Below are 24,277 nucleotides of genomic sequence, written 5' to 3'. Positions count from 1 at the left end.
TGTCATAAAAAGCCAGCCGAAGCTGACAAAAGACACAATGCTTAGTCAAACACTCAAGAAAACAGCAACCACAGTCGGTCAGTCTCAAGTTTGTGACGAATCGTCAAAAATGGTTATTAATAAACCCACATGTGTGGGCTTAACGGAAGCTATCGACCTACAGACTCTAAGTAAGCGATCTCTTCACTGAACAGTTCTTGTTCTACACGACGCCAAGTTTTGCGGTAATCCCAGTCACTAGAAAGGGGCTGCCAATTGAGGCCGTCTAGAATCATGTTCGCGTTGTGTAATACTGAATACGGGTCTTGTAACCGCTTAATACAATGACTGTTTGATGCGTTCTGTGACAAGGCATTTGAACCAAATGCGATTGACCAGTTAGCAAAAACGATGGCATCTGAGCCAACGCCAGAAGAGAACTTTAGGTCACCCGCTTCTACCGCTTGGTTAACCATAGAGTCGCATTGTTCAATCACCAACTCTTCCAGTTCATTCATCTCGGCGACGCGTGCACTAGACGCTTTCTCTAGTACCCACGGGCTTTTAGCCATGATCGCACAGGTTGATAGTACCGGTTCCATGCGAGCATAGATTCGGTAAGCAACGTGCAATGCGACGATCTTTTCACGTGTGTTGCCTTCAAACTCTCCAGAGCGAGCAAACATCATTGCTTCTGTCTTGAGAGAGTGAATACATAACGCTAAAACGACGTCTTCTTTGCTGCAAAAGTGATTGTATATCGTACCTTTAGAATAAGAGCTCGCTGCCGTTAGCTTGTCCATCGTGAGGTTTCCGAACCCTTGTTCTCGAACCAGATCTTTTGCTAACAACATCAACTCTACTTCTCGGTCTGCAATAGACTGCTGCTTTTTAGACAACACGCCTTTGCAACCAAAGATACCTTGTTTATCGCCTTTACAACCAAAGCCAAACATAATTTTTTAGTCCGTATATGAGCTTAGCCGTTATCTAAGCTTCGCCAGTATTTAAAACACTCCTATCCAATATATTAACACGAATAGTAAATTCATGTAGTTAACCATTTTGTGACGCTTCGTCATTTCTGACTTATCGTCATAATAGCGCAAGTATTGATCATATCAAGGGGTTTTATAAATTAAATACATTTTGTGAATGGAAAGAGAATAAATGGGATATAGCTAAGAAAATCATCAATAGTTGACCTAAAGAGAAGACTTTAAAAGAAGACCTGTATTGTGACCAACAGAATGTGGACGCGAATTGGGCATTCTTAACCTAACAAAGAATGTAGGCACTTTAAGCTGCTATGCGTATTCATGCCCAATGATTCCTAGCTTAAACCACAAGAATGAATGACTGTAGGCTTACTTTATGGGGCAGACGTCTCCTTATGGTCAATATTTGGCTTACTAATGCCGTTTTCTGTTAAGTTGCTATAAATTCGGTAAGGGGTGACTTACAATAGTGACAACGACTTACCTTTTTTGAGAACACGATATTGAGCGCCAAATATTCTTATTTAGCTTGGCAAGTGAATACTTCTAGCCCTGCAGAAAAGCTGGTTTTATTGATGCTTGCAGACGGTGCTGACGAATTCGGCTACACCAATGTGTGCCTACAAACAGCAGGTCAACTTTGTGCTCTCTCTACGTTTGGTTTAGCCGACTGTCTTAAGTGTTTAGTCGACCAAGGTTTTCTCGATAAGGTAAAAGTAGATTATCGGGATAAAAAAGAGATTCACGTTTTCAAAATGCTCATTGAGCAAGAGCAAACTGCGGCGCACGTTGAGGTTCAACCGACCAATAGTATTCCGGTCTACTCTACGGCACCTGCACCTGCACCTGCACCTGCACCTGCACCTGCACCTGCACCTAAGTTTCAGCCTGCTCCGGCACCAATGCAACATATGCAGCAGGCCCCTCGCCCACAAGGTCGAGGCTCAATGAACAGCAACACCGTCTCTACTCATGATCTCAACGAAGAAGAGATACCATCATGGGCAGAACGTGCGTTTAAATTCTCCGGTTTGACCGGTGACCATAGTTTAGTATGGAAGAAATTTGTCCTCTGGTATAAAGCCAAAGCCAATGAATTAATGCCATTATCTCGGATTGAATCCAAGCTGCAGTACTGGCTAGTTAACGAGAAGCAAAATGAAAGACAACAACAGCAGAAGACCTCTCAATATTCAGGAAATGCAGGACAAGCTCAAGGAAATGGGTATAGACAAAAGCTTAGCCCATCTGAACGCTTCAGGCAGCAGCTCATTCAAAAAGGCAAAAAGCCAACCTTCTGAGCCAGCTCAACCTGTTGTACCTGACGCTACAGGTCCATTAGTACCTGAAGTGATTGAAGCGCAAAGTACCGAAGTGAAAGTAGCGGCTGCACAAGCTGCGGATTCTGGTGCGTCTCAACAAGTACCTGTTGTTGATCAAGATCCTGCAGAGCTGGAACTAACCGATTGGTGTATTCACGTGTTCGGCTCTTTCTTGAGCGTGTACGAAACGCAGTGGGAATATCAGTACGGTAGTGAGCCAAGCGGTAAGTTCATTGAGTTTGCCAACTCTGTTGATTCAGACGGCCTTAACCGCGTTTTAATGCACTGCCACGAACGTATTCAGCTTGGCAACAGCTGGCCGCCGCAAATGGGTGAGCTGTGGATCCTGAAAGATTCTTTAACTGAAGAAGAGTTGCTGGATAGCCGTATCCGTGTGTTGTCTCGCACCGCTGCCAACAAAATTGAAAAATGGCTGATTCAGAACAAACTGTATGACTTGAAGCGTACGGCTGAAAACAAGCTGGATGGTCTGTTTAAGAAGTACTACTTGGAAGCAAAACGTTTAGATGAGAAAGGCATGCTGGAAACGGAGTTGCCGCAATTCCTGCTTGCCGCTAACTCAGTGAAAAACCTAAACGATTTAAAACGTGAAGAGTACGAAAGCCAGCACGGCAAAGCGATTAACCCAAGAATCCAGCGTATTCTGAACAGTAAAAAGTAACCGTCTACCCGCTGCCTGTTAGAAGAAAACAGAGTTGCAATTACCCGGTTAACAGATACAAAAATGCCAGCTATCAAGCTGGCATTTTTTATGAATTCTAACGAACTCTTTAACGACTATCCGACCGTTATTTACGATCGTTTTACTGATTGATTACAGTAGGTGAATAGTTGCGTTTAGAGAGAAAACGCCTGCGTCGTCATCTTTCATTTTGAAGTTTTGGTAGCTAGCGCCTACAGATAGTGGACCGAAGATGAAGTATTCAGCGCCTACAGCGTACATGATATCAACGTCGTCTTGCTTGAAGTTATCGCCTTTCACTTCGTATGAGTGAAGACCACCCTTCGCGTATACGTGAAGAGGACCGAAGTCGATGCTTGGTTTGATCGCTAGGTAAGCAGTGCTTACGTCAACACCTTGTTTATCACGGTTGCCGTAGCTAACGTTGTCGAAAGAACCTAGATCCCAGTAACCCGCTTCAACACCGATTAGTGGAAGGATACCTGTACCTACGTGGATGCCCACCGCGTTTTCATCTTCACCAGCGAATGAGTTTTGACCACCCATTACACCGCCGTACAACCAAGAATCAGCCATTGCTGTTGAAGATGCACCTAGTAGTGCTAGTGCCAATAACGTTTTTTTCATATTCGACCTTTTTCGTCCTAGTGGCAGGCCTTGAGTGGTAATAAATTGCCACCAAGTCGCCCTGTATGTAATAACTATTCAATTAGTAATGCAATAAGCAAGATTTATACCCAAACCTTGCCATTGCGTCTAGCTTTATTCCTTTAGCAAGCATCAATCGCGTTTTTAACACGCTTATCTGATACTGGGTAAGGCGTACCGAGCTGCTGTGCGAAGAAGCTTACACGAAGCTCTTCTATCATCCAACGCACCTCTTTTACATTTTCTGGAACCGCGATCCCTTTTGGAATTTTATTCAGCAGTTCTTTGTAATCATTCATTACTGACTCAACTTTGATCATGTGAAGACGATCTTTGTTCGGGTCAATTGGCAGTTTTTCCATGCGGCGTTCAATCGCTCTCATATAGCGTAGAATATCCGGCAAGCGTTTCCACCCACATTCTGTGGCAAAACCCTTAAAAATCAAACCTTCTACTTGAGCTTTTATGTCAGAAAGTGCGAATGCCATAGAAAGATCCACGCGTCCTTTCAGCTTTTTACTGATGCTGAATGCCGTGGTTAGGATGGTTTCAACCTGTTGAGCAATCTCTACTACGGTATCACCCAGCTCTGCACGTACGTGTTCTTTCAGAGCTTCAAACTGCTCTGGTTCCCAAACCAAACCGCCCTTCTCTTCAATCAGCTTATCAATACCACAAGCGATACAGTCATCGATAAGATCGAGTACCTGTCCGTATGGGTTGAAGTACAAGCCAAGTTTCGATTTGTTCGGCAGGTTCGAGTGCAAGTATTTGATCGGTGATGGCACGTTCAACAAGATTAAACGACGCTGACCCGATTTCATTGCCGAGATTTGCTCTTGCTCGGTTTCGAACAGTTTGATCTCTACGCTGTCTTTGGTATCCACCAGCGCAGGGAAGGCTTTAACATCGTAGCCACCACGTTTCTGTTGGTAGACTTTTGGTAATTCACCAAAGCTCCACGTGTGCAGGTTCTGCTGCTCGATATCGTCGTCTGCCACTTTAGAAAGCGTTTCTTGAACCTTGTCTTTCAGGCTCTCTTTCAACTCATGCAGATCTTTCTGTTCTTTCAGCTTACGCTTGCGATGATCTACAGCGCGGAATGTTACCTTTAAGTGCTCTGGAATCTGGTCTAACTTCCAGTCATCACGTACCACTTCCACACCCGTCATGCGGCGTAGCTCTTTCTCAAGAGAATCCAGTAACGGTGCTTCAAGCGGTGTCACACGTGCCAAGAATGCATCTGCGTAGTTTGGCGCAGGTACAAAGTTACGGCGTAGCGTTTTAGGTAACGACTTAATCAAGCTAATTACTAGCTCTTGACGTAGACCCGGGATCTGCCAATCAAAACCGTTCTGGTCGATCTGGTTCAAGATAGGCAGCGGAATGTGTACCGTTACACCATCGTTATCGTCGCCCGGCTCAAATTGGTAACTCAGCTTGAGCTTGATACCGTTTTGGTGCCAGAAGTTCGGGTAATCCAGATCGGTAACGTGGCTAGCATCACCGCGGAACAGCATCGATTTTTCAAAGTTAAGCAGCTCAGGGGTTTTCTGACTGGTCTTCTTCCACCATGTATCAAAGTGACGGCCAGAAACCGCCTCTTCACCAACACGCTGGTCATAGAAATCGAACAGTTCATCATCGTCGATCAAGATGTCACGACGACGCGATTTATGCTCTAGCTCTTCGACTTCTTGTAGAAGCTTACGGTTCTGCTTGAAGAAAGCGTGTTTGGTTTCCCACTCACCTTCTACTAATGCACTACGTACAAACAACTCACGGCTGACGGTTGCATCAATCGCGCCGTAGTTCACAAGGCGCTTAGGTACGATTGGGATTCCGTAAAGCATCACTTTTTCGTGTGCCATTACCGCTGCTTGTTTCTTCGACCAATGTGGTTCGCTGTAACTGCGTTTAATCAGGTGTTTCGCTAGCGGTTCAATCCATTCAGGTTGAATCTTCGCGATAACACGGCCCCAAAGTTTTGAGGTTTCTACCAGCTCCGCAGACATGATCCACTTAGGCTGTTTCTTAAATAGGCCAGACGCAGGGAAGATGTGGAAGCGTGCATTACGTGCACCTTGATACTCATTCTTCTCTTGGTCTTTCATACCAATGTGCGAAAGCAGACCTGATAGCAGTGACATGTGAATGCCATCGTAGCTGCCCGGTTCTGTATTCAACTTAGTATCTAGCTCACGCATTGCTTGGTGAATTTGGAAGTACACATCTTGCCATTCACGGATACGTAAATAGTTGAGGTAATCTTGCTTACACTGTTTGCGGAACTGGTTACTCGACAATGCTTTTTGCTGCTGCTTGATGTAATCCCATAAGTTCACAAACGTGATGAAGTCAGACTCTTTATCGAAGAAACGCTTGTGCTTGTCATCAGACGATTGTTGCTTATCTGATGGACGCTCACGCGGATCTTGAATCGACAACGCAGACGCGATCACCATCACTTCGTGTAGGCATCGGTTACGTGGCGCTTCAATTACCATACGCGCTAAACGTGGATCGATAGGCAGTTTTGCCAGCTTACGACCAATCGCGGTTAGCTTCTTCTTGTCGTCGCCGTGGTTCTTGTTTTTGTTCGCTGACGGTTCAACGGTGGCGATCGCACCAAGCTCTTCAAGCAGCCTTACACCGTCTTGAATGTTGCGCTTATCGGGCGCTTCAACAAATGGGAACGCTTGAATATCGCCTAGGCCTAGCGCTGTCATCTGAAGGATAACCGATGCTAGGTTAGTACGAAGAATCTCTGGGTCAGTAAACTCTGGGCGTGACTCGAAATCTTCCTCAGAGTACAAACGAATACAGATACCTTCTGCAACACGACCACAACGACCTTTACGCTGGTTTGCACTCGCTTGAGACACTGGCTCAATCGGTAGACGTTGTACTTTAGTACGATAGCTGTAGCGGCTAATACGCGCCGTACCCGGGTCGATAACATACTTGATGCCCGGAACGGTTAACGAGGTTTCTGCCACGTTGGTTGCCAGAACGATGCGTCGACCAGTATGAGACTGGAAGATACGGTTCTGCTCACCCGCCGATAGACGCGCGTAAAGCGGGACAATTTCGGTATCACGAAGGTTGCGTTTACTTAATGCATCTGCGGTATCACGAATTTCTCGCTCACCGTTCATGAAGATCAAGATATCGCCAAGGCCTTCATCACACAGCTCATCAACGGCTTCAAAGATGCCTTCGATTTGGTCGCGGTCTGAATCACTTTCATCACCACCGAATGGGCGGTAACGCGTATCAACTGGGTAAGTACGACCAGACACTTCAATGATCGGTGCATTGTTGAAGTGCTTAGAGAAACGCTCTGGATCGATGGTTGCCGACGTGATGATCACTTTCAGATCAGGACGCTTTGGCAGTAACTCTTTCAGGTAACCCATGATGAAATCGATGTTCAGGCTACGTTCGTGCGCTTCATCGATAATGATGGTGTCGTACTGATTTAAGAAACGGTCGTGTTGAATCTCCGCCAGTAGAATACCGTCGGTCATCAGTTTGATTTGGGTATTGTCAGAAATCTGGTCGTTGAATCGAACCTTATAACCAACGAACTCACCCAGCTGTGTTTCCATCTCTTCAGCAATACGGTTCGCAACCGAACGCGCCGCAAGACGACGGGGCTGAGTGTGACCAATTAAGCCAAAGCGGCCGCGGCCAAGCTCAGAACAGATTTTTGGTAGCTGAGTGGTTTTACCCGAACCCGTTTCACCCGCCACGATAACCACTTGGTTTTCAGCGATGGCTTTCGCGATGTCTTCGCGCTTTTGGCTAACCGGGAGAATTTCTGGGTATTCAATCGTTGGTTTCTGTGCCGCGCGCTGAGTTGCCGTCATCATTGACTTAGCAATGTCTAACGCAATCTCATCAAAGACAGCGTGCTTAGCTTGTTCGTTCTTAATTTTACTCGCACCAGCAATTCGCTTACTCAAACGGAAGCGATCGCGCATCATACATTCGTTGAGCGCTTTACGAAGAGAGGCTGGGCTATTCTGAGATGATTTGTTGTTTGTCGCTGATTGTTCAGCAGATTTTTTCGATGCAGCTTGGTTTGGTTTCGCTTTGCTCTGTGAAGAACTTGGCTGTGCTGCATTCTTGTTGTTATCTGCTTTTTCCGGAGACGAAGTCAAAGCGTGTCCTATTCTTGTACTTATTAAACTCGCGCGATTATATCACAAGTCTCAAACAAAAAAGCCTGACAGCAAAGGGAAAACCTTTAGCTATCAGGCTGATTAATCTCGCTAACACTCGCAGGAGCTATGAAAGCGCGGTCAAATGTAATTCGTACTTAGTCAACTCTGGTTTAAAGCTAACGTTAAAAACTGCGCTTAAAACTCATATTGGAAGTAAACCGTGTTGTAGTTACTACCGCCTTTGATACGACCATACTGAGAGGATTTTTCAAAGATTGCAGAACGGTGATGCAATGAATAACCGAACCATAAGTTGTTCAAGTCATTCTTACCAATCAAGTCGCCAACGTTGACATCGAATGAGAAGTCTAAGTAGTTCAATAGATGGCTTGCTGTGTAGCCTTTACGCTCCATCTCAGAGCCTTCGATGTAGGTAATCGAATCGATGTAAGACATACCTTCTGCCACACCAACACGCCACTGAGTTGGCCAATCAAAGGTGTAATACGCTTTGATTGCGATAATGTATTCGGTGCTGCTTGATTGAACGTCTGAGCTCCAGTGGTGGGCAATACCTGGGGTCAAATAGATATCCAATGGCAAGCCGAAGATCTCATCAGTTAATGGGTGTCCATAGAAGAACGAGGTCAACTGGTTGTTGTATTCGTCTTTTTCTCTATTGAACTTCATGATGTCACCAATATTGGATGGCGTTCCCCAGCCGTGTGCGACACGTAAGTAAGGCGCATTGCTCAGTTTAGGTTTTGGCGCTTTCTCTTTGTCGTTAAAGAAACCAAAGCCAAGGTACAATTCCCCCTGATAACGGTCTTCAACAATCGAAGAATCGTAAGCGTTATCGTCCAATCGAGTCACACTGGTTGAACCCAATAAGTACAAGTTAGAAACCACATGGTAACGCGTTTCAACACCAACATTTAAGTCAACACCAGCACCAATGGTTTCATTAGATGCGGAGTAATACTCACTGTTGAAATCAGCACTTTTATAACGCAGCGTCGCGCTCGGGTAAAACTCCCAATCTCCAGTTTCATACTTGGCTTTAGCTCGTAAGTTACCGTGGAAGTTGTATTCACTGTCGCTCATTAACTCCGTCTCGACAAACCAAGAATCATCAAGTTGGTAGGTCAGTTGAGCACCAAAGTCCGCCGTATCGCCTTCAATCGCGTTCTGCTCAGATGCAGGAATATCAATAAAGCGCATGCGAGAGATAGCATTGAAAGACCACTTCTCATCGTCAGTTTGATAGAGGTATGCCCCCATCTCAGTACCGTCAATAAACACATAATCGTTCTTGAAAAACAGCATCGGTACGAATGAGCTAACCGATTGGTCGCCACCAGACGTGTCATAAGGGATGCTTGCTGTACGGAACATTGCAGCGATGCCCCACTCTTGCTCTTCAGCGGCCCACGCATTAGCACTTACGAAAATGCCACTTAGGAAAGCGCTACCTAGTAAAACCAATCCAGATGAAGGAAGAGTCGGTAAATATTTGAGCTTCATTCTTGTGTAATTACTCTTTGAAAAAAATATTGTTTTACTGATTAGACATTTATTAACCATGACGGCTAACTATTTTTAGGTTTGCTCGGCATTGACCGTTACAATGTAGAATATTCTCGGTTAAATGAAAGTATTGTGAAAGTCTCCGAATTACAAAACATTATAGATCACTTACCCAAAGATTCCGATCCAGATATTGTTATGGGTGAGGCGTGGTTGCCTGAGCGTTTGGTGGATACCAACCTAGACGGTGACATGCTATTTCTTGAATTCGATAATGCCCCTGAAGACAATCAAGGGGATGAAGAAGGCCGTGGCTTTGTTGAGCACGAGATTGCTATGATTCGAGAAAAGCTCGAACTGTTATTAGACGAGCCTTCCGATACCAAGACCAAAGCCGATGCCCTATTGGCAATATTTCTAATGGGCCATGAACTTTCTAGCTCAGAAGTTATCGAAGTTCTTGAATCAACAGAATCTGAAACGACAGAGCCTGAGATTACAGAGCATAATCAACAGAATCTGACTCAGTAGAATTTGAAGCATCAACGCTTGGAACCACAAAGCCAGACACGAACAAGCTCGAAACAAAAGAACACCACGACGACTAGCCACCAACGATTTTAGGTACCGTATTGAAACCCTCTACGACATCATCTCTTCCCCTGTTACTCGCCGGACCCATTTTAAGAAAAACCACCGCGACTGAAGTAGTACTTTGGTTAGCCACCAGCTCGCCTCTTACAGGCAGAGCCGAGCTTCATACTCAAGAAATAGACGATTCTGAAGCAGCACAAGACCAGCCGTTTTATACCTCATCGCTTGAAGAACATGATTCGATTCAAATCGGTACACATGCGTGGATAACGCTAATTCGCTTACAAGGTGAGTTTCCGACTAATACGCTGCTTGAATATGACATTCACACAGAGTCAGGTTCACTAAAAGAGCTCGCCCCTCACCTTGTTTACAACGGTAAATCTCGCGTTGAGTTTAAGATATCGACCTCAGCTGATTACATTCTTCATGGCTCTTGCCGCAACCCGCATCATCCAAGCAAAGACAGCCTAGTTGCAGCCGATAACAAGATGGCCGATCAAACCGTCGCTGAAAGACCCGACATGCTGATGATGAGCGGCGATCAGATCTACGCCGACCATGTGGCAGGCCCAACACTTGATGCTATTCAACAAGTGATTCACCTGCTTGGCCTTGTAGGCGAAAGCTTACCGACTGACTCGCAAATTAAACAAATCAACAACAGTGACGCTCTGTATAACAGTGAATACCACTTATACCAGCGTCATCACTATTTGCCGCACCACACAGCTTCAGAATCCATGCTCGATAAGTTATTCCCGAACCGTGGCGTGCCGATTTTTAGCTCTACCGATTGTGAAAACCACTTGGTCACGCTGTCTGAGTTTATCGCGATGTACTTATTGGTTTGGTCTCCGACACTGTGGCAATGCGTCAATCGAGAGCGTTTAATTGAGAATAACTTCACTCAAGGTGGACGCCAATTAACACCGACTGAGCAGCAACAATGGCGTGATGAAAGCGTCATCATGGATGATTTCATTGCTGGCTTACCGCAAGTGCAACGTCTGTTCGCGCATATTCCAACGTACATGATCTTTGACGATCACGATTTGACGGATGATTGGAACCTTACCGTGGGTTGGGAACATGCCGTCGACCAAAACCAGTTCGCCACTCAAGTAATAGGTAACGGCCTCGCGGCTTACTGGATGTGTCAGGGTTGGGGTAACAAACCGGAGAGCTTCGACGAAACGTTTATCGAGCAAGCAAAACAGCTTTTTGTCGATCAACCGCTCATTGCTAAACAACCGCGTATTAGTAAACAAACTCATAATGAAGCCGGCAATGCAGCGACTACTCACTCTATTGGCAACATCGAGCCAGACAAGCATCAAGCCTTTATTGAGATGCTGAGTCGCTTTGAAGAGTGGCATTACATAATAGATACCTCACCCAAAGTCATTGTGTTGGATACTCGTACGCGTCGTTGGCGTTCAGAGTCACGCATGAACAAGCCTTCAGGTTTAATGGACTGGGAAGCCTTGATTGAGTTTCAACATCAGTTAATGAATCAAGATAAAGTGGTGATCGTTTCTGCTGCACCGATGTTTGGCGTGAAGTTTATTGAAACACTGCAAAAGATGGCGACCACAATCGGCAAGCCATTAGTGATTGACGCTGAAAACTGGATGGCACATCCGGGCAGTGCTAATACGCTGATCAGCATCTTTACCCATACCAAAACACCGACCAACTTCGTGGTACTTTCTGGCGATGTTCACTACTCCTTCGCTTATGACATCAAGCTTAGGTATCGTCGCAACAGCCCGAACATCTATCAAATCACCTGCAGTGGTATTAAAAATCAGTTCCCTGCTCCGCTGCTTAAATTCTGCGATGTATGGGACCGCCTGTTATACAGCCCTCGCTCAGTTTTGAACTACTTCACTAAGCGTAAACGCTTGAAGATCGAAAAGCGAAGCCCTGACAATCAGACCTTCTATCGCCTTTCAAACCGCAGTGCGATTGGAGAATTGAGGCTAGACACTGATGGGAAACCGCAATCGATCACGACACTCAGTGGCGACGGTAAAATTACCCGTTTCCCAGAGCCCGATTGATAAAATGCTCCTTATCGCTCGCGTATCCGTAATGTCAGTTTTTAGTAAAGACGCTTGCGATCACACTCTGTAGACCCAATAGTTATGCTTATGGTTATAGTTGATAGCTATCAGCGTTACGGAACTCGATACAAATTTTAACTGGAGCTCGTTATGTTCAATTCTCTCACATCAATGTTTAAACAATTGATTGAAGGCCAGGACCTAAGCAAAAACCAAGGCACATCACCTAATATCGCCATCGCGAGTTTGTTGTGTGAAGTCGCGGGTGCCGACCATCAGATCAATGAATCAGAAAGAGTCGCTAAGCTACAGCTTCTGCAGCGTTTGCTGGATTTAGATGAAGAACAAGCAAAGGTACTGCTCGCGCAAGCAGAGCCGAAAGTAGAGCAATCAGTATCGCTGTATGACTTTACATCGCAACTCAGAGACCTATCTCAGCCAGTGCGAATCGACTTAATCAAAGCGATGTGGGAAGTAGCGCATGCCGACGGGGAAATTGACCCTATCGAAGATTCTGTGATCCGTAAAACAGCAGAACTGCTCTACGTCGACCACTGTGACTTCATCAAGAGTAAGTTAAGTGTTTTAGGCGAAAATTAGTGCCTGAAATAATGAATTGGAAACTGAAATAAATAAAAGCGACGGGTTAAGAAACCGGTCGCTTTTTTGAATCGGTAAACTGAAAGCTGACTAAACAGGGCTGAGAGGAGCTAAAAATTTAGCTACAACATAGTTAATGTGAGTTTCGCAAGATTATAAGCATCGACATAACCCGAGTGCTGACGACCTTCCCACTCAATATTTTTGGCTTCTTGAGCAGCGCGGTGACCAATGCGTTTGTCTTTCAAGCGATTCTGAACACGGTAAAGCGTTGCGATGTTTAAGAACTCGCTAAACGGAGGCTCGATGCCTTTTTCAATACACTCTTTGTGTAAGATAAGGTCGTCACGTCCCCACGCTGCGTAGATTTTTTTGGGACCACCAAAGTTCTTAATCATCGACTTGATGACAGACTCTAATGGGCGACCCTGCTTTTCGATTTTACGAGGTGTAATGCCCGTTAACTCGGCACAGAATAGAGAGACTTCGTCTTTCTCTGGCTTAACGTAGTATTGTGCTCGCTTCACGATAGTACCGGATGCTAGATCAATCTCAGCAAGACCAACTTCAATGATCTCTCCTGTTGTTCCCACACCGTCTTCGCTCCAACAGCACATTTCCAAATCGAAACACACAACTCGATTGTGATTCATACGTCGCCTAATTCTCTCGTCAAAAATTTTGTGAAATTGTACATGAGCCCAATACAGAACTCGACCCTAGTTGTATCAAGTGCTCATTTAGCCTGCAATTGTCACTCGATTTCGGCCATTCGACTTACTTTGATAGAGCATACTGTCTGTTTTTTGCAGAATCTCTTCCGTGTTTTCATTAGCGTAAATAGCAGCACCAATACTCAAAGTACAACTGAGCTGTCGACCTTTGTGCTCACAATGAGACTGGCTCACTGTTCTTAGAGTACATTGTAAGTATCGTTCTAGGGCTTCATGGTTTGTAATACTAGAAATGATACAGAACTCATCTCCACCTATACGAAACAGGTTATCCCCCTCTTTCAAGCTCACTGAAATCAATTTAATTACATGAATGAGTAAAGCATCCCCTGCAGGGTGACCGAATTGGTCGTTAATGCCTTTGAACTTGTCGACATCAAATCCGATGAGACTAAAGGGTTCATTTCGCTGTATCGCTTTATCTAACATCTTATTGAAAGCACGTCGGTTATAAACCTCGGTCAGGCTGTCGTGGTTGGCTAGAAAACGAAGCTCTTCTGTTCTTTTATCAAGCATTTGATACAAGCGCTCTTTCTCTCGGATTTGCATATTAACGATATACGCCAACAGCAATGAGATAGTTGTTCCGACTAACGCGATTCCGGTTAATACCAGATAACCATAGAAAGAGATGCATGAATCTATTTTGTAATCGACCTTCCAATCTCGATTGGTCAGTGAGATTGTTTTGGTAATGTGGTGCCCAGATACCGCTTCATAACCCTCGGTTTCAAACAATATTGGGGAGTCTTCTGCTTCGAAACCCGTATCGGTAACACGAATATAGACATCCATGTCTCCCACTGCCGAAGCCAGTAGATTTTCAAAGTAGTAAGTCGTTCGAACCACACCAATCACAACGCCAAGTAGATTATCGCTTTCGCCTTCAAACACAGGGTGATAAACCAACATGCCGGTCTTTGGTGTATTTTGATCTAAGCCGTCTTGAAGCAAGCGAACTTTGTCTGAAATATTCGCTTTACGTGTCTGTTTAATATTATCTAAAACCAGCTTGAAGCGCTCACGAGAAAAATAAAAGCCAAGTACATTGTCGTTTGCTTGTGTGTTGGGATACAGGTCACTAGCAATGAACGCCGGCTCACCATCTAAGATGTAACCAAAGACTTTGGCTTCGTGTTTTGGAATAGTGAACAGCTCGCAAGACGGGTATTTTTCTTTCATCTTAGCGGTATGCTCGGCAATCTCGTCTGCTGCCACTTTTTGCATCCACTGCAAGCCAATTAGACTTTTTGAAACATTAATCGTTTGTTGTGCAAAACGATCAAACTTATCCCAGTTTTCAGGATCATTTGCGTAGAAAAAATTAGCACCAGAACCAATGTAAGCCACGTCATTAGCGATAAACGCTTCCAAACTCAGTGTCTGGTGAGTAGCAAAGCTATCCAAATTCATATTTAACGCGCGGTTTTGGTTTAACGCGACTAATATAAAACACAACACAGTAATCAAAAAACTGACCAAAAATACGACCAATGGGAGAGTTCGTCTCTTCAACCCTGTAAGTGGGTCGGTAGTTTGCGGCATGTGGCTTCCAAATAGTCTCTAATGAGTTAAAAGTATATAACGGAAGGGAATCATGCTCCATTTCTGTTTAGTCTTAAAACTGACATAAAACGGGCATTGTTTACCTTGCCCTCACATCGACGACCAATATTCGACCGAATCTCGACTAAATTTCAAGCTAACACACCAAAAACCCACTTGATTAAAAACATTAAATACCACTCTTAAGCCTTGAATATGCTAGTATCCATCCATATTTATAGCTTGAAAGTGACCGTTTCGGCTTAGTGCCAATGAGTTTCTTTCCAACCTGTATATTCCTTTGAACCGACGAATATACCGTTAAATCAATTTTAAAGAGAAATCACTATGATCGTTGATTTGAACCTAATCCCACAAACGTTTGATATGCTTCACGCAGGCCTAACTGCATCAAGCGTTTTACTACTGTTAATTGCCGTTTCTCGTAAAACCAAAGTGGTTGAGAAAGTCGTAGAAAAACCAGTAGAAAAGATCGTTGAAGTTGAAAAGCCAGTTGAGAAAATTGTCGAAGTAGAGAAAGTAGTTGAAGTTGAACGTGTGATCGAAAAAGTAGTAGAAGTTGAATCTAAGCTGGCAACAGCACCAACAGATTCTGCAATGCAACTACTGTCTATCATGCAGCAAGAAGCTCGTTTAATTGACTTCCTAAAAGAAGACCTAACGTCATTCTCTGATGAAGAAGTTGGCGCAGCAGCTCGTGTTATTCACACTGGCGGTCAAAAAGTATTAGCCGATTACGTAACGCTGTCTCACATCCGCACTGAAGATGAAGAAACACGTATCACTATTGCTGAAGGTTTCAACCCTCAAGAAATTCGCCTAACTGGCAACGTAACGGGTAACGCACCATTCAACGGCACATTGGTTCACAAAGGTTGGAAAGCAACTAACATGAACCTGCCTAAGCTTGCTGAAAACTACGATGCATCTGTAATTGCACCGGCAGAGGTGGAGCTATAATGGAACACCAAAACCATTCTTCATCGCAAGAGCATTCACAAGAACATCAGGCGCCTAAGTTCAGTGTTGGTATCGATTTAGGTACAACACACTGCGTTTTGTCTTACATCGACACAAGCAATGAAGACGCTCGCGTTGAGGTGATGCAAATCCCTCAACTTACGGCTCCTGGTACGGTAGAAACTCGCAGCCAACTAGGCTCGTTTCTATACCAACCGCACGAACACGAAATGAACTCAGGTTCTCGCGTTCTACCTTGGTCATCTGAGCCAAAAGCACTGGTTGGTGCTATTGCTCGTAACCTTGGTTCGAAGACCCCTATTCGCTTGGTCGCTAGCGCGAAATCTTGGTTATGCCACAGTGGTGTAAACCGTCGCGACGCATTTCTTCCTGCAGGCAGCCCTGAAGAAGTTGAAAAAGTATCGCCACTTAAGACCACTGAACTGTACCTTGAGCACCTTAAAGATGCTTGGAATCACGCGAATCCAGAACACAAACTGGCAGACCAAGATGTAACGATTACCGTCCCTGCTTCGTTTGACCCTGCGGCTCGTGACCTAACGGCAGAAGCTGCACGTAATGTGGGCTTCACTCACCTGACTCTTCTAGAAGAACCACAAGCCGCACTTTATAGTTGGATTGATAACAGCAACGACACATGGCGTGATGAAGTAGACGTTGGTGACATCGTGCTTGTTGTCGATATCGGTGGTGGCACAACTGACCTTTCTTTAGTTGAAGTAACACAAGACGATGGCAATCTAAGCCTGAACCGTATCGCAGTAGGTGAACATATCCTACTTGGCGGCGACAACATGGACTTAGCTCTAGCGTATCGTCTGAAGATGAAACTGGCTCAAGAAGGCAAAGAACTGGCTCCTTGGCAGGTTCAAGCAATGACTCACGCATGTCGTGATGCGAAAGAAGCACTGCTTAACGATGCTGAACTGCAATCTGTTCCTATCGTTGTTCCAAGCCGTGGTTCTAAACTGCTTGGCGCAACACTGAAAACAGAACTGACTCAGCAAGAAGTTCAACAAACATTAGTGGACGGCTTCTTCCCTAAAGTTGCTGTAACTGAGCACCCTGTACAAAAGACGCGTGGCGCACTGACTCAAATGGGTCTGCCTTACGCTCAAGACGCAGGTATTACTCGTCACATTGCCGCATTCCTTTCTAAGCAAGCGAATGCGCTTTCTGGAAATAGCGAAACGGCTCAGCAAGATTTCAACCCGTTTGCAAACATGCCCGGTATGCCCGGTACGCAAGGGTCAGAAGCGCCAGCGGCAGACTTCATCAAGCCAACAGCAATCCTGTTCAATGGTGGTGTTCTAAAATCGAACCTACTTGCTGATCGTCTTTCAGATACGATCAACGAATGGTTGATCAATGCTGACGAAGAGTTCGCAAAACAGCTTTCAGGTTTAGATTTAGACCTAGCGGTTGCAAGTGGCGCTTCATACTACGGCGCAGTTCGTCGTGGCCAAGGCGTTCGTATCCGCGGTGGTATCGCTTCTTCTTACTACGTAGGAATTGAAAGCGCGATGCCAGCTATCCCAGGTATGGCTCCTCCGATGGAAGCTTTGTGTGTTGCACCATTTGGTATGGAAGAAGGTTCAAGCGTACAAGTACCTAGCCAAGAATTCGGTCTAGTGATTGGTCAGCCAGTACACTTCCAGTTCTTCGGTTCAACCATTCGTCGTGAAGATGAAGCGGGTACGCACCTTGATCACTGGGCGCCTGAAGAGCTTGATGAGCTTCCTGAAATCCAAGTGACATTGCCGGTTTCTGAAGGCCGTCGCGAAGGTGAAGTGGTTCCAGTGACTTTGGCTTCTCGCGTTACTGAGCTAGGCACCTTACACCTAGAAGCGATTGCTACTGACAACGGTCAGAAGTGGCACGTTGAGTTCGATGTTCGTGAAGACTCGAATAACGACTCAAACGAACAAGCATAATGAATCAACGGCACCTTAGCGGGTGCCGTTACTTTATCAATGCATTTCTCAATCTAGTCCTGCCTGTTTCTCAGGAATGACGTTTACGAATAACAACAATAAGACCAAAGCTATCAAAAAACTGGTCATCACTCTGGAAGAATAAGGTTTTGTATGGCAACTCCTCGTTTTTTAGTCGGCATTGACTTAGGTACAACCAATACGGTTGTCGCTTACTGTGAAATCAACGACGACCTACAACATGCTCCCGTTTCTCTTTTCGATATTGACCAACTCATCGGCCCCGGTGAAGTGGTTCGCAAGCCCTTACTCCCATCCTTTCGTTACCACCCAGCACAAGGTCAAATCTCCCCTTCTGACCTGACGATGCCGTGGGAACCAAGCCCAGTAAAAGGCGATATCAAAAACGTTATCGTCGGTGAATGGGCTCGTGAACTGGGTGCGAAGGTAGAAGGCCGCCAAGTATCGAGTGCGAAGAGTTGGCTGTCACACCAAGCGGTGGATCGTAGCTCAGATATTCTACCTTGGGCTGGCGCAGCGGATGTCGATAAAGTATCGCCAGTTGTCGCGAGTGCGAGCTATCTGAATCACATTCGCCAAGCATGGAACTACCGCAATCCAAGCAACAAGCTTGAAGATCAAGATGTTGTTGTAACGGTTCCTGCATCATTCGATGAGACAGCACGTAAGCTGACACTTGAAGCGGCAGAGCTTGCTGGCTTAGGTAAGATTCTATTACTCGAAGAGCCTCAAGCGGTTTGTTACGACTGGTATGCTCGTCACCAACAAACTGCTGCCGAAGAGCTTCAACAGATCCCATTGATCTTAGTGTGTGATGTCGGCGGTGGTACTACCGACTTGAGCTTAATTGAAGCCAGCTTCAATGAGAATAGCGATGCAGATAATGCTGGTCATAGCGAGCTAGCACTCGACCGTATCGGTGTTGGCGAACACTTAATGCTAGGTGGTGATAATCTAGATTTGGCCCTTGCCCACCTTGCAGAGCAACGCTTCAATCAAAACAAAAAGCTGAATGCCTCAAGCTTAACCAAGCTTATTCAACAAACTCGCGCCGCAAAAGAGAGCCTACTTTCTGCTAACGCGCCAGACGATGTGAAGATCACCATGCTGGGCAGCGGCTCAAAGCTACTTGGCGGTACCAAGAGTATTGGTTTAACGAAACAAGAAGTTCATCAGATTGCACTGGAAGGTTTCTTCCCGCTTTCTGAGTTTGCTGAAACACCCGACAAACGCCGCAGTGCTGTGGTTGAGTTTGGTCTGCCTTACGTGGCTGACCCTGCGGTGAGTAAGCACGTTGCAGAATTCCTAGCAACGCACCAACAAGTGTCTAAAGCCGCATTGGAAAACTCAGACTCTATTGAGTTCGATGACACCAAACCTGCAATTCCAGTTGGCGTGCTGCTCAATGGTGGTGTGTTTAACAGTGAACTGGTAACAGAGCGAATTACTCAGCTACTGGGCAACTGGAACGGTTCTCCTATCACAGTGCTTGATAACCCTCATCCAGATTGGTCTGTTGCCCTTGGCGCGGTTGCCTTTGGTAAAGCACGCCGCGGTGCACAGCTGAAAATCGGTGGCGGTGCTGCCCGTTCTTACTTCTTGCATCTGCAAGAGAAAAACAAGATGGGTAAAGCGCTTTGTCTGCTTGCCAAAGGAACCGAAGAAGGCCAAGAGATACGCTTGAACAGCCGTCGTTTCTCGCTGACTTTAGGTGAGCCAGTACGATTTAATCTTCTGACTTCAACACACGATCAAATTGCTCATGACACCGCCATTCAAAACGGTGTGATGGTCAATGTGGATGCCGACTTGTTTTCCCCTCTCCCACCGTATATTTCTACGCTGGAAGGCTCAGGTACTGCAGAACTTCAAGCCAACCAAAAAGAGCGTGTTGAAGTACTGCTCGCTTGTCAGTTAACCGAAGTCGGCACATTGAAAATGGAGTGTGTGAGTATAGAAGATGACTCTAAGCGTTGGTTGCTCGAGTTTGAAGTAAGAAACAAGCAAGGTGATGAGTCTGATACCGCTAAACTTCACCCAAGACTGGATGAATGTAAGGAGTTGATTTCTCGTCTGTACAGCGGCAACAAGAAGAGTGCTGAATCAAAAGAGATCAAAACACTATCGAAAGATCTTGAGAAGCGACTCGGTAAGCGTGATGAATGGGATTTCACGACCCTTCGCCATCTGTTTGATACCTTTTCATTAGGTCGTAAACGCCGCCGTCGTTCAGAAGCACACGAGAAGAACTGGCTGCGTTTGGCGGGTTACTCGCTGCGTCCAGGCTTTGGCGATCCGACTGACTCATGGCGTATCGAACAAATTTGGGGCCTTTACCAACAAAACATTCAATTCCAGAACCACCAAGGTTGGACGGACTGGTGGGTATTCTGGCGTCGTGTTGCCGGTGGATTAAACCAAGAGCAGCAAGAGAGTATCTTGGCTGACATCGCTAAATACCTTCACCCAGGTGCAATGAAGAACCCTAAGACAGCCAAAGATGCGCAAGATAATGGTTATGAAGCCATGGTCCGTTTAGCGGCGTCACTTGAGCAACTTGAGGTTGAAGACAAAGTGCTGCTGGCAAGTTGGTTCTTAAGCAAAGCGATCAACCATAACCAATTTGAACAGGCTCACTGGTGGGCGCTAGGACGATTAGCATCAAGAACGCCTTTGTATGGCAGCCAACACAGCGTAATTCCTAGAGAGCAAGCTGAACAGTGGTTACCAAAACTGCTTGAACAGAACTGGCAGAAAGAGCAGATGATCGCCTTCGCAGCGGTGATGATTTGTCGAAAAACCGGTGACCGTCAGTTTGATATCTCTGACGACTATCGCAATCAAGTGATTGAGAAGCTTAAGCAAAGCAAGGTACCTGACTCATGGTTAACACTAGTGAGTGAAGTGACTGAGCTTTCTGAGAGTGAATCTAAGCGTGTGTTTGGTGATGCGTTACCAAGCGGATTAAGCCTAATCAATAACTAGGTTTGAAAACGATTAGCTTTCGTTGCTAATGGTAAAGAAGCTAGCAAGAAAAGAAAAAGCCACTTTCGATTCGTTGAAAGTGGCTTTTTTATTGGTGGCTTAAGGCTGGTATGTGTAATCGACTTATAGCTTTTTGGTTAAGAGCCTTAGCCGTGTTGCAGTTCATCATTGTTAATGTTTGGTTCCAGTTGGGTTGATAGGAAAATCCGTATTTTCATAAATGTCAGATAGTTTTTTCGGTTTATTCTCTTTTGCTCCTTTGTTCGATTGATTATGAGTTTCGCTTAAAAGCCATTCCTCATGCATTTTTGCTGAATCCAAAAACTCTGGATCCTCCATTGCTTCCTTGCGAAGTTTATTTACACGTTCGAGAGTATCCCAAATCATAATACTTCACCTCCACTAAGGCAGTAATATAAAGATAGCTCAACCCCATGAAACTTCAACTAACCCAATGAGATAGCGATCTCAATTTCGTAATTCACTCGCTTTAAATGAGTGGATATGGTCACTTTTAGTTGGGCTCAAATAGTGGGTCTTTCCCCATGATCTTCGAAGATCATTAGGCACAAAAAAAGCGAGCTCGATGCTCGCTTTTTGTTTATCTATCTGTTGCTCGGATTACCAGCACTAGCTCGATTAAATCACACCGAGGTTAAGCACGGTTACCAATTTTCACCTTGCCATTGGTAGCAAACCAAAGGGCTTCTGAACGACGACGACCGATTAGAATCGGGCCATCATCGTAGAACAAGAAGTTCTTCCAATGCTTCTTGAAAATCGCCCATTTGGTTTCAAGAACATTGTACTTTTCGTAACAAAAATAAACAGTTACGTCATCTTGCCAATCAATAAAGTTAAGAATCTCTTCTGGCATTTCAGGCTCATCCGCTTCCCAATGCGCCATCCAACTGATCTCTTCATTCCAGTTCGATGCTTTGCTTGGCCAGTCTTGCGAGCTCAGTCGTTCTGCGTCTGGGCTTTGAGGGCTCACGTTCTCTTTCCAGAACTGAGATGCTCTCGCCTGTGTCATTGGCTTAATCTTTTCCAAGTCCTCTGCCGGAAGCGGCATTGACTGGTGTGTGAAAATCCATTTTCTTTGGTATTCGTCCAAAGTTGTGTATGACATCAAAATTCCTCAAATATCTGCTCAGGCTGATGGATTTACCATGCCTATCTGTTCTTTTTGATGCAGCGGCGATTAGCAAAGCTTGATATACGCTGCGTCTAAATTTTGTTTACGTTTAAAAGCTATTTGCCTTTAACTAGTACTACGTCTTAGCAATATTGCCGCTAAATAACGCGTCTATCTTCCCAATTTGGGTTAACTAATGCTGTCAGTATATGGTCTTCCCATTTACCGTTAATCTGTAGGTAGTCTTTAGCAAAACCTTCTCGGACAAAACCAAGATGTTCTAATACGCCAGCACTGCGTTCGTTGTGAGGCATGTAGCCCGCCATTAAGCGGTGCATGTTCTGCACATCAAACATGTAGTCTTTGGCCATGTTCAAACCTCTGCGCATGTAACCGTGGCCCTGTGCACTTTGCGCCAATGAGTAACCGACATTACAAGCGTAGAACGGGAAACGAGACAAATTACTGAACGATATGGTGCCTAACATTTCATTAGAGTCAGCGTTAATCAGTAAACAGTAATAGCCTAGCCCCATTTTATGAAGCTCGTTTAACTTGATCAGTCGCTGCGCCCAACTCGCTCTATCAAAGAACGCGTCTTCGCGAATCGGTTCCCAAGGTTTCAGATACTCTCTGTTAACCTGAAAGTACTCGCTGATCATGCCAGCATCATCGATTTCAGCCGTGCGTAGAATCAGATTACCATCATGCTTATAAATGCGCTCTGGTGTACTCAAATCTTCCATAATCTTGTTCTTATTCGATCAGTTCTTTCTGATACCGTAATCACGAAGCTTATTCGCAATTGAGGTATGAGATACATTCAAACGTTTTGCTAGCTTACGGCTTGATGGGAAAGACTGATAAAGCTTCTCTAGAATCTGAGATTCATAGTCTTTCATGATTTCATCGAGCGAACCATCTAAGCTCAGGTTCGCCATTCCTGCCGTCATTGTTTCAAGCTGTGGCAAGTGGAATTGCTCAACCGTTAGCGTGTCTGAATCCAACTCTGTTAGTGCGCGTAGAACCATGTTGTCTAACTGACGAATGTTGCCCGGCCATTGGTAATTACCAAGCTGGTCGACTAACTCTTGAGTCAATTTTGGTTTTAACATACCTAACTGCTGCGCGTACTTTGCAACGAACAGTTCCAATAGCGGTGCTACGTCGTTTGAGCGTTCACGCAATGCAGGGATAGACAGAGTCAGTACATTCAAGCGGTAAAACAAATCTTCACGGAACGAACCCGAGTCGGCTAATTCAGAAAGACGGTGGCGCGTTGATGCAATAATACGAACATCAGCGTGCATCTCTTCTTCTTCACCAACACGACGGAATGAACCATCTTGTAGGAAACGCAGCAATTTGATTTGTAGATGCGGGCTCATCTCGCCAATTTCATCTAAAAATACCGTACCGCCATTCGCTTGCTCGAAAATGCCTTTATGACCTTGCTCATGGTTGAATGAACCCGGCGCATGACCAAACAATTCCGTTTCCGCTACGTCATCAGGCATCGATGCACAGCTTAGAATCAAGAATGGGAAAGACGATCGATTTGAACGGTTATGACACGCTTTCGCCAGCATCTCTTTACCCGTACCTGTATCGCCTTCAATTAATAGAGGCTGATCCAGCATAGCCAATTTCTTAGCTTGGCTGATCAAGGCTTTATGGCGATTAGAGACACCAACAAAGTGTTCAAAACCCAGGTTGTTCTGTTCTGGGATTGAATCTGGCGAGTTCATCTCTTGATTACAAGAACGAATCGTCATTACTGCGCTTGCCAGTACCGCTTCGTTGACATCACCACCAAGGTAAATCGGCAGGATCTCAATAGAGAAATCTAAGCCATCCAACACGACAACTTCACGATGGCGCGTTACATCGCCTTCGATCCAACGAGCAAAGTTAAAACTAGGAACAAACGTCGCGAGCGGTTCACCGATGACTTCATCTTCTTGTTTGTTGAAGAGGCTCAATGCGGCGTGGTTAGCCATATCGACTGAGCCTTTAAGGTCAATCGCAATCACAGGATCAGGTAGGTTTGCCAGCAGAGCAATCAGCTCTGTGTTATGCCTTTCGCTTGGCATAAATTGGATTTTACGTACATCCTTCACACCTGAAATTCGGCGAATTTCAGCCATAAGTTCACTAAAAGCATCAAAATCAATATCAGGGCAGTTTAGATAAATAATACCTTTAACATCAATTTCGATTCCTCTTAAATCAATGCTTTTTGAGGCCAAGATATCGAGCAACTCACGCGTTAAGCCGAGTCTGTCTTCACACAATACTTCAAGACGCACAAA

General features: G+C 45.2%; 18 protein-coding genes. 8 read left to right on the top strand and 10 right to left on the bottom strand.

The genetic code is table 11. The features are described from left to right. Positions 1 to 149: 149 nt before the first annotated feature. On the bottom strand, positions 150 to 935 hold the full coding sequence (locus AB4558_RS16160; RefSeq protein ID WP_004741595.1) for a TetR/AcrR family transcriptional regulator: 786 nt from the start codon (positions 933 to 935) through the stop codon (positions 150 to 152). 545 nt (positions 936 to 1,480) lie between these two features. Here AB4558_RS16160 and AB4558_RS16155 point away from each other — a divergent pair. Both AB4558_RS16155 and AB4558_RS16150 read left to right on the top strand, forming a co-directional pair. Beyond that, positions 1,481 to 2,278 (top strand): hypothetical protein, encoded by a 798-nt coding sequence (locus AB4558_RS16155; protein WP_102427735.1) that lies wholly within the window; start codon positions 1,481 to 1,483, stop codon positions 2,276 to 2,278. Next, positions 2,199 to 2,981 (top strand): hypothetical protein, encoded by a 783-nt coding sequence (locus AB4558_RS16150; RefSeq protein WP_136974838.1) that lies wholly within the window; start codon positions 2,199 to 2,201, stop codon positions 2,979 to 2,981. Before AB4558_RS16155 ends, AB4558_RS16150 begins: the two co-directional genes overlap by 80 nt. A gap of 153 nt (positions 2,982 to 3,134) precedes the next feature. Here AB4558_RS16150 and AB4558_RS16145 read toward each other — a convergent pair whose 3' ends face one another. The 3 genes from AB4558_RS16145 to AB4558_RS16135 form a co-directional block, all read right to left on the bottom strand. Further along, entirely contained in the window at positions 3,135 to 3,629 is a 495-nt protein-coding gene (locus AB4558_RS16145) for an outer membrane beta-barrel protein (RefSeq protein WP_372074237.1), read from the bottom strand. A 143-nt stretch (positions 3,630 to 3,772) separates the two neighbouring features. Then, positions 3,773 to 7,816, bottom strand: coding sequence for an ATP-dependent RNA helicase HrpA (gene hrpA / locus AB4558_RS16140; RefSeq protein WP_372074235.1), 4,044 nt, complete (start codon positions 7,814 to 7,816; stop codon positions 3,773 to 3,775). Between the two features lie 198 nt (positions 7,817 to 8,014). Then, positions 8,015 to 9,343, bottom strand: a complete 1,329-nt coding sequence (locus AB4558_RS16135) for a MipA/OmpV family protein (protein WP_372074232.1) — start codon at positions 9,341 to 9,343, stop codon at positions 8,015 to 8,017. 135 nt (positions 9,344 to 9,478) lie between these two features. Here AB4558_RS16135 and AB4558_RS16130 point away from each other — a divergent pair, with 135 nt between their 5' ends. The 3 genes from AB4558_RS16130 (at position 9,479) to AB4558_RS16120 (ending at position 12,609) form a co-directional block, all read left to right on the top strand. Continuing rightward, positions 9,479 to 9,877 carry a hypothetical protein gene (locus tag AB4558_RS16130; RefSeq protein WP_372074230.1) on the top strand — a complete coding sequence of 133 codons (399 nt, stop codon included), beginning with the start codon at positions 9,479 to 9,481 and terminating at the stop codon, positions 9,875 to 9,877. Positions 9,878 to 9,978: 101 nt separating this feature from the next. Next, the gene (locus tag AB4558_RS16125; RefSeq protein WP_372074228.1) at positions 9,979 to 12,006 is read left to right on the top strand and encodes an alkaline phosphatase family protein; all 2,028 of its coding nucleotides are present in this window, start codon (positions 9,979 to 9,981) and stop codon (positions 12,004 to 12,006) included. Between the two features lie 153 nt (positions 12,007 to 12,159). Beyond that, positions 12,160 to 12,609, top strand: a complete 450-nt coding sequence (locus tag AB4558_RS16120) for a TerB family tellurite resistance protein (RefSeq protein WP_017060439.1) — start codon at positions 12,160 to 12,162, stop codon at positions 12,607 to 12,609. 122 nt (positions 12,610 to 12,731) lie between these two features. On the opposite strand, the gene AB4558_RS16115 is transcribed toward AB4558_RS16120, so the two are convergent. Both AB4558_RS16115 and AB4558_RS16110 read right to left on the bottom strand, forming a co-directional pair. Then, positions 12,732 to 13,262: a 3'-5' exonuclease gene (locus tag AB4558_RS16115; RefSeq protein ID WP_017068784.1), complete on the bottom strand. Its 531-nt coding sequence runs from the start codon at positions 13,260 to 13,262 to the stop codon at positions 12,732 to 12,734. A gap of 87 nt (positions 13,263 to 13,349) precedes the next feature. Then, positions 13,350 to 14,888: a diguanylate cyclase domain-containing protein gene (locus tag AB4558_RS16110; protein ID WP_372074226.1), complete on the bottom strand. Its 1,539-nt coding sequence runs from the start codon at positions 14,886 to 14,888 to the stop codon at positions 13,350 to 13,352. A gap of 348 nt (positions 14,889 to 15,236) precedes the next feature. Here AB4558_RS16110 and AB4558_RS16105 point away from each other — a divergent pair, with 348 nt between their 5' ends. The 3 genes from AB4558_RS16105 (at position 15,237) to AB4558_RS16095 (ending at position 20,830) form a co-directional block, all read left to right on the top strand. Next, on the top strand, positions 15,237 to 15,869 hold the full coding sequence (locus AB4558_RS16105) for a DUF2760 domain-containing protein (RefSeq protein ID WP_102258585.1): 633 nt from the start codon (positions 15,237 to 15,239) through the stop codon (positions 15,867 to 15,869). Continuing rightward, positions 15,869 to 17,824, top strand: a complete 1,956-nt coding sequence (locus AB4558_RS16100) for an Hsp70 family protein (protein WP_372074224.1) — start codon at positions 15,869 to 15,871, stop codon at positions 17,822 to 17,824. The genes AB4558_RS16105 and AB4558_RS16100 overlap by 1 nt, the downstream gene beginning before the upstream one ends. Before the next feature lie 153 nt (positions 17,825 to 17,977). After that, positions 17,978 to 20,830, top strand: a complete 2,853-nt coding sequence (locus AB4558_RS16095; protein WP_372074222.1) for an Hsp70 family protein — start codon at positions 17,978 to 17,980, stop codon at positions 20,828 to 20,830. A 171-nt stretch (positions 20,831 to 21,001) separates the two neighbouring features. On the opposite strand, the gene AB4558_RS16090 is transcribed toward AB4558_RS16095, so the two are convergent. The 4 genes from AB4558_RS16090 to tyrR all read right to left on the bottom strand — a co-directional run bounded on the left by AB4558_RS16090 (position 21,002) and on the right by tyrR (position 24,274). Further along, positions 21,002 to 21,217, bottom strand: a complete 216-nt coding sequence (locus AB4558_RS16090) for a hypothetical protein (protein ID WP_017065431.1) — start codon at positions 21,215 to 21,217, stop codon at positions 21,002 to 21,004. Positions 21,218 to 21,485: 268 nt separating this feature from the next. Next, positions 21,486 to 21,959 (bottom strand): DUF2947 domain-containing protein, encoded by a 474-nt coding sequence (locus tag AB4558_RS16085; RefSeq protein ID WP_017060433.1) that lies wholly within the window; start codon positions 21,957 to 21,959, stop codon positions 21,486 to 21,488. A gap of 164 nt (positions 21,960 to 22,123) precedes the next feature. Continuing rightward, the gene (rimJ, locus tag AB4558_RS16080; protein WP_017065430.1) at positions 22,124 to 22,711 is read right to left on the bottom strand and encodes a ribosomal protein S5-alanine N-acetyltransferase; all 588 of its coding nucleotides are present in this window, start codon (positions 22,709 to 22,711) and stop codon (positions 22,124 to 22,126) included. An 18-nt stretch (positions 22,712 to 22,729) separates the two neighbouring features. Then, the gene (gene tyrR / locus AB4558_RS16075) at positions 22,730 to 24,274 is read right to left on the bottom strand and encodes a transcriptional regulator TyrR (protein WP_136974821.1); all 1,545 of its coding nucleotides are present in this window, start codon (positions 24,272 to 24,274) and stop codon (positions 22,730 to 22,732) included. Positions 24,275 to 24,277: the final 3 nt, after the last annotated feature.

This window comes from Vibrio sp. 10N.222.51.C5, from assembly GCF_041474575.1.
GTDB lineage: Bacteria > Pseudomonadota > Gammaproteobacteria > Enterobacterales > Vibrionaceae > Vibrio > Vibrio crassostreae_C.
Note: the sequence above shows the minus strand (reverse complement) of the source record. Positions and strands in the feature narration are given on the sequence as shown.

Excerpts from the sequence above, each read along its gene's own strand:
- AB4558_RS16150 (WP_136974838.1), top strand. The coding sequence starts at position 2,199 with ATGGGTATAGACAAAAGCTTAGCCCATCTGAACGCTTCAGGCAGCAGC.
- AB4558_RS16120 (WP_017060439.1), top strand. The coding sequence starts at position 12,160 with ATGTTCAATTCTCTCACATCAATGTTTAAACAATTGATTGAAGGCCAG.
- AB4558_RS16145 (WP_372074237.1), bottom strand. The coding sequence starts at position 3,629 with ATGAAAAAAACGTTATTGGCACTAGCACTACTAGGTGCATCTTCAACA.
- AB4558_RS16110 (WP_372074226.1), bottom strand. The coding sequence starts at position 14,888 with ATGCCGCAAACTACCGACCCACTTACAGGGTTGAAGAGACGAACTCTC.
- AB4558_RS16115 (WP_017068784.1), bottom strand. The coding sequence starts at position 13,262 with ATGAATCACAATCGAGTTGTGTGTTTCGATTTGGAAATGTGCTGTTGG.
- AB4558_RS16090 (WP_017065431.1), bottom strand. The coding sequence starts at position 21,217 with ATGATTTGGGATACTCTCGAACGTGTAAATAAACTTCGCAAGGAAGCA.
- AB4558_RS16105 (WP_102258585.1), top strand. The coding sequence starts at position 15,237 with ATGATCGTTGATTTGAACCTAATCCCACAAACGTTTGATATGCTTCAC.
- AB4558_RS16095 (WP_372074222.1), top strand. The coding sequence starts at position 17,978 with ATGGCAACTCCTCGTTTTTTAGTCGGCATTGACTTAGGTACAACCAAT.
- AB4558_RS16100 (WP_372074224.1), top strand. The coding sequence starts at position 15,869 with ATGGAACACCAAAACCATTCTTCATCGCAAGAGCATTCACAAGAACAT.
- rimJ (WP_017065430.1), bottom strand. The coding sequence starts at position 22,711 with ATGGAAGATTTGAGTACACCAGAGCGCATTTATAAGCATGATGGTAAT.
- AB4558_RS16160 (WP_004741595.1), bottom strand. The coding sequence starts at position 935 with ATGTTTGGCTTTGGTTGTAAAGGCGATAAACAAGGTATCTTTGGTTGC.
- AB4558_RS16135 (WP_372074232.1), bottom strand. The coding sequence starts at position 9,343 with ATGAAGCTCAAATATTTACCGACTCTTCCTTCATCTGGATTGGTTTTA.
- AB4558_RS16085 (WP_017060433.1), bottom strand. The coding sequence starts at position 21,959 with ATGTCATACACAACTTTGGACGAATACCAAAGAAAATGGATTTTCACA.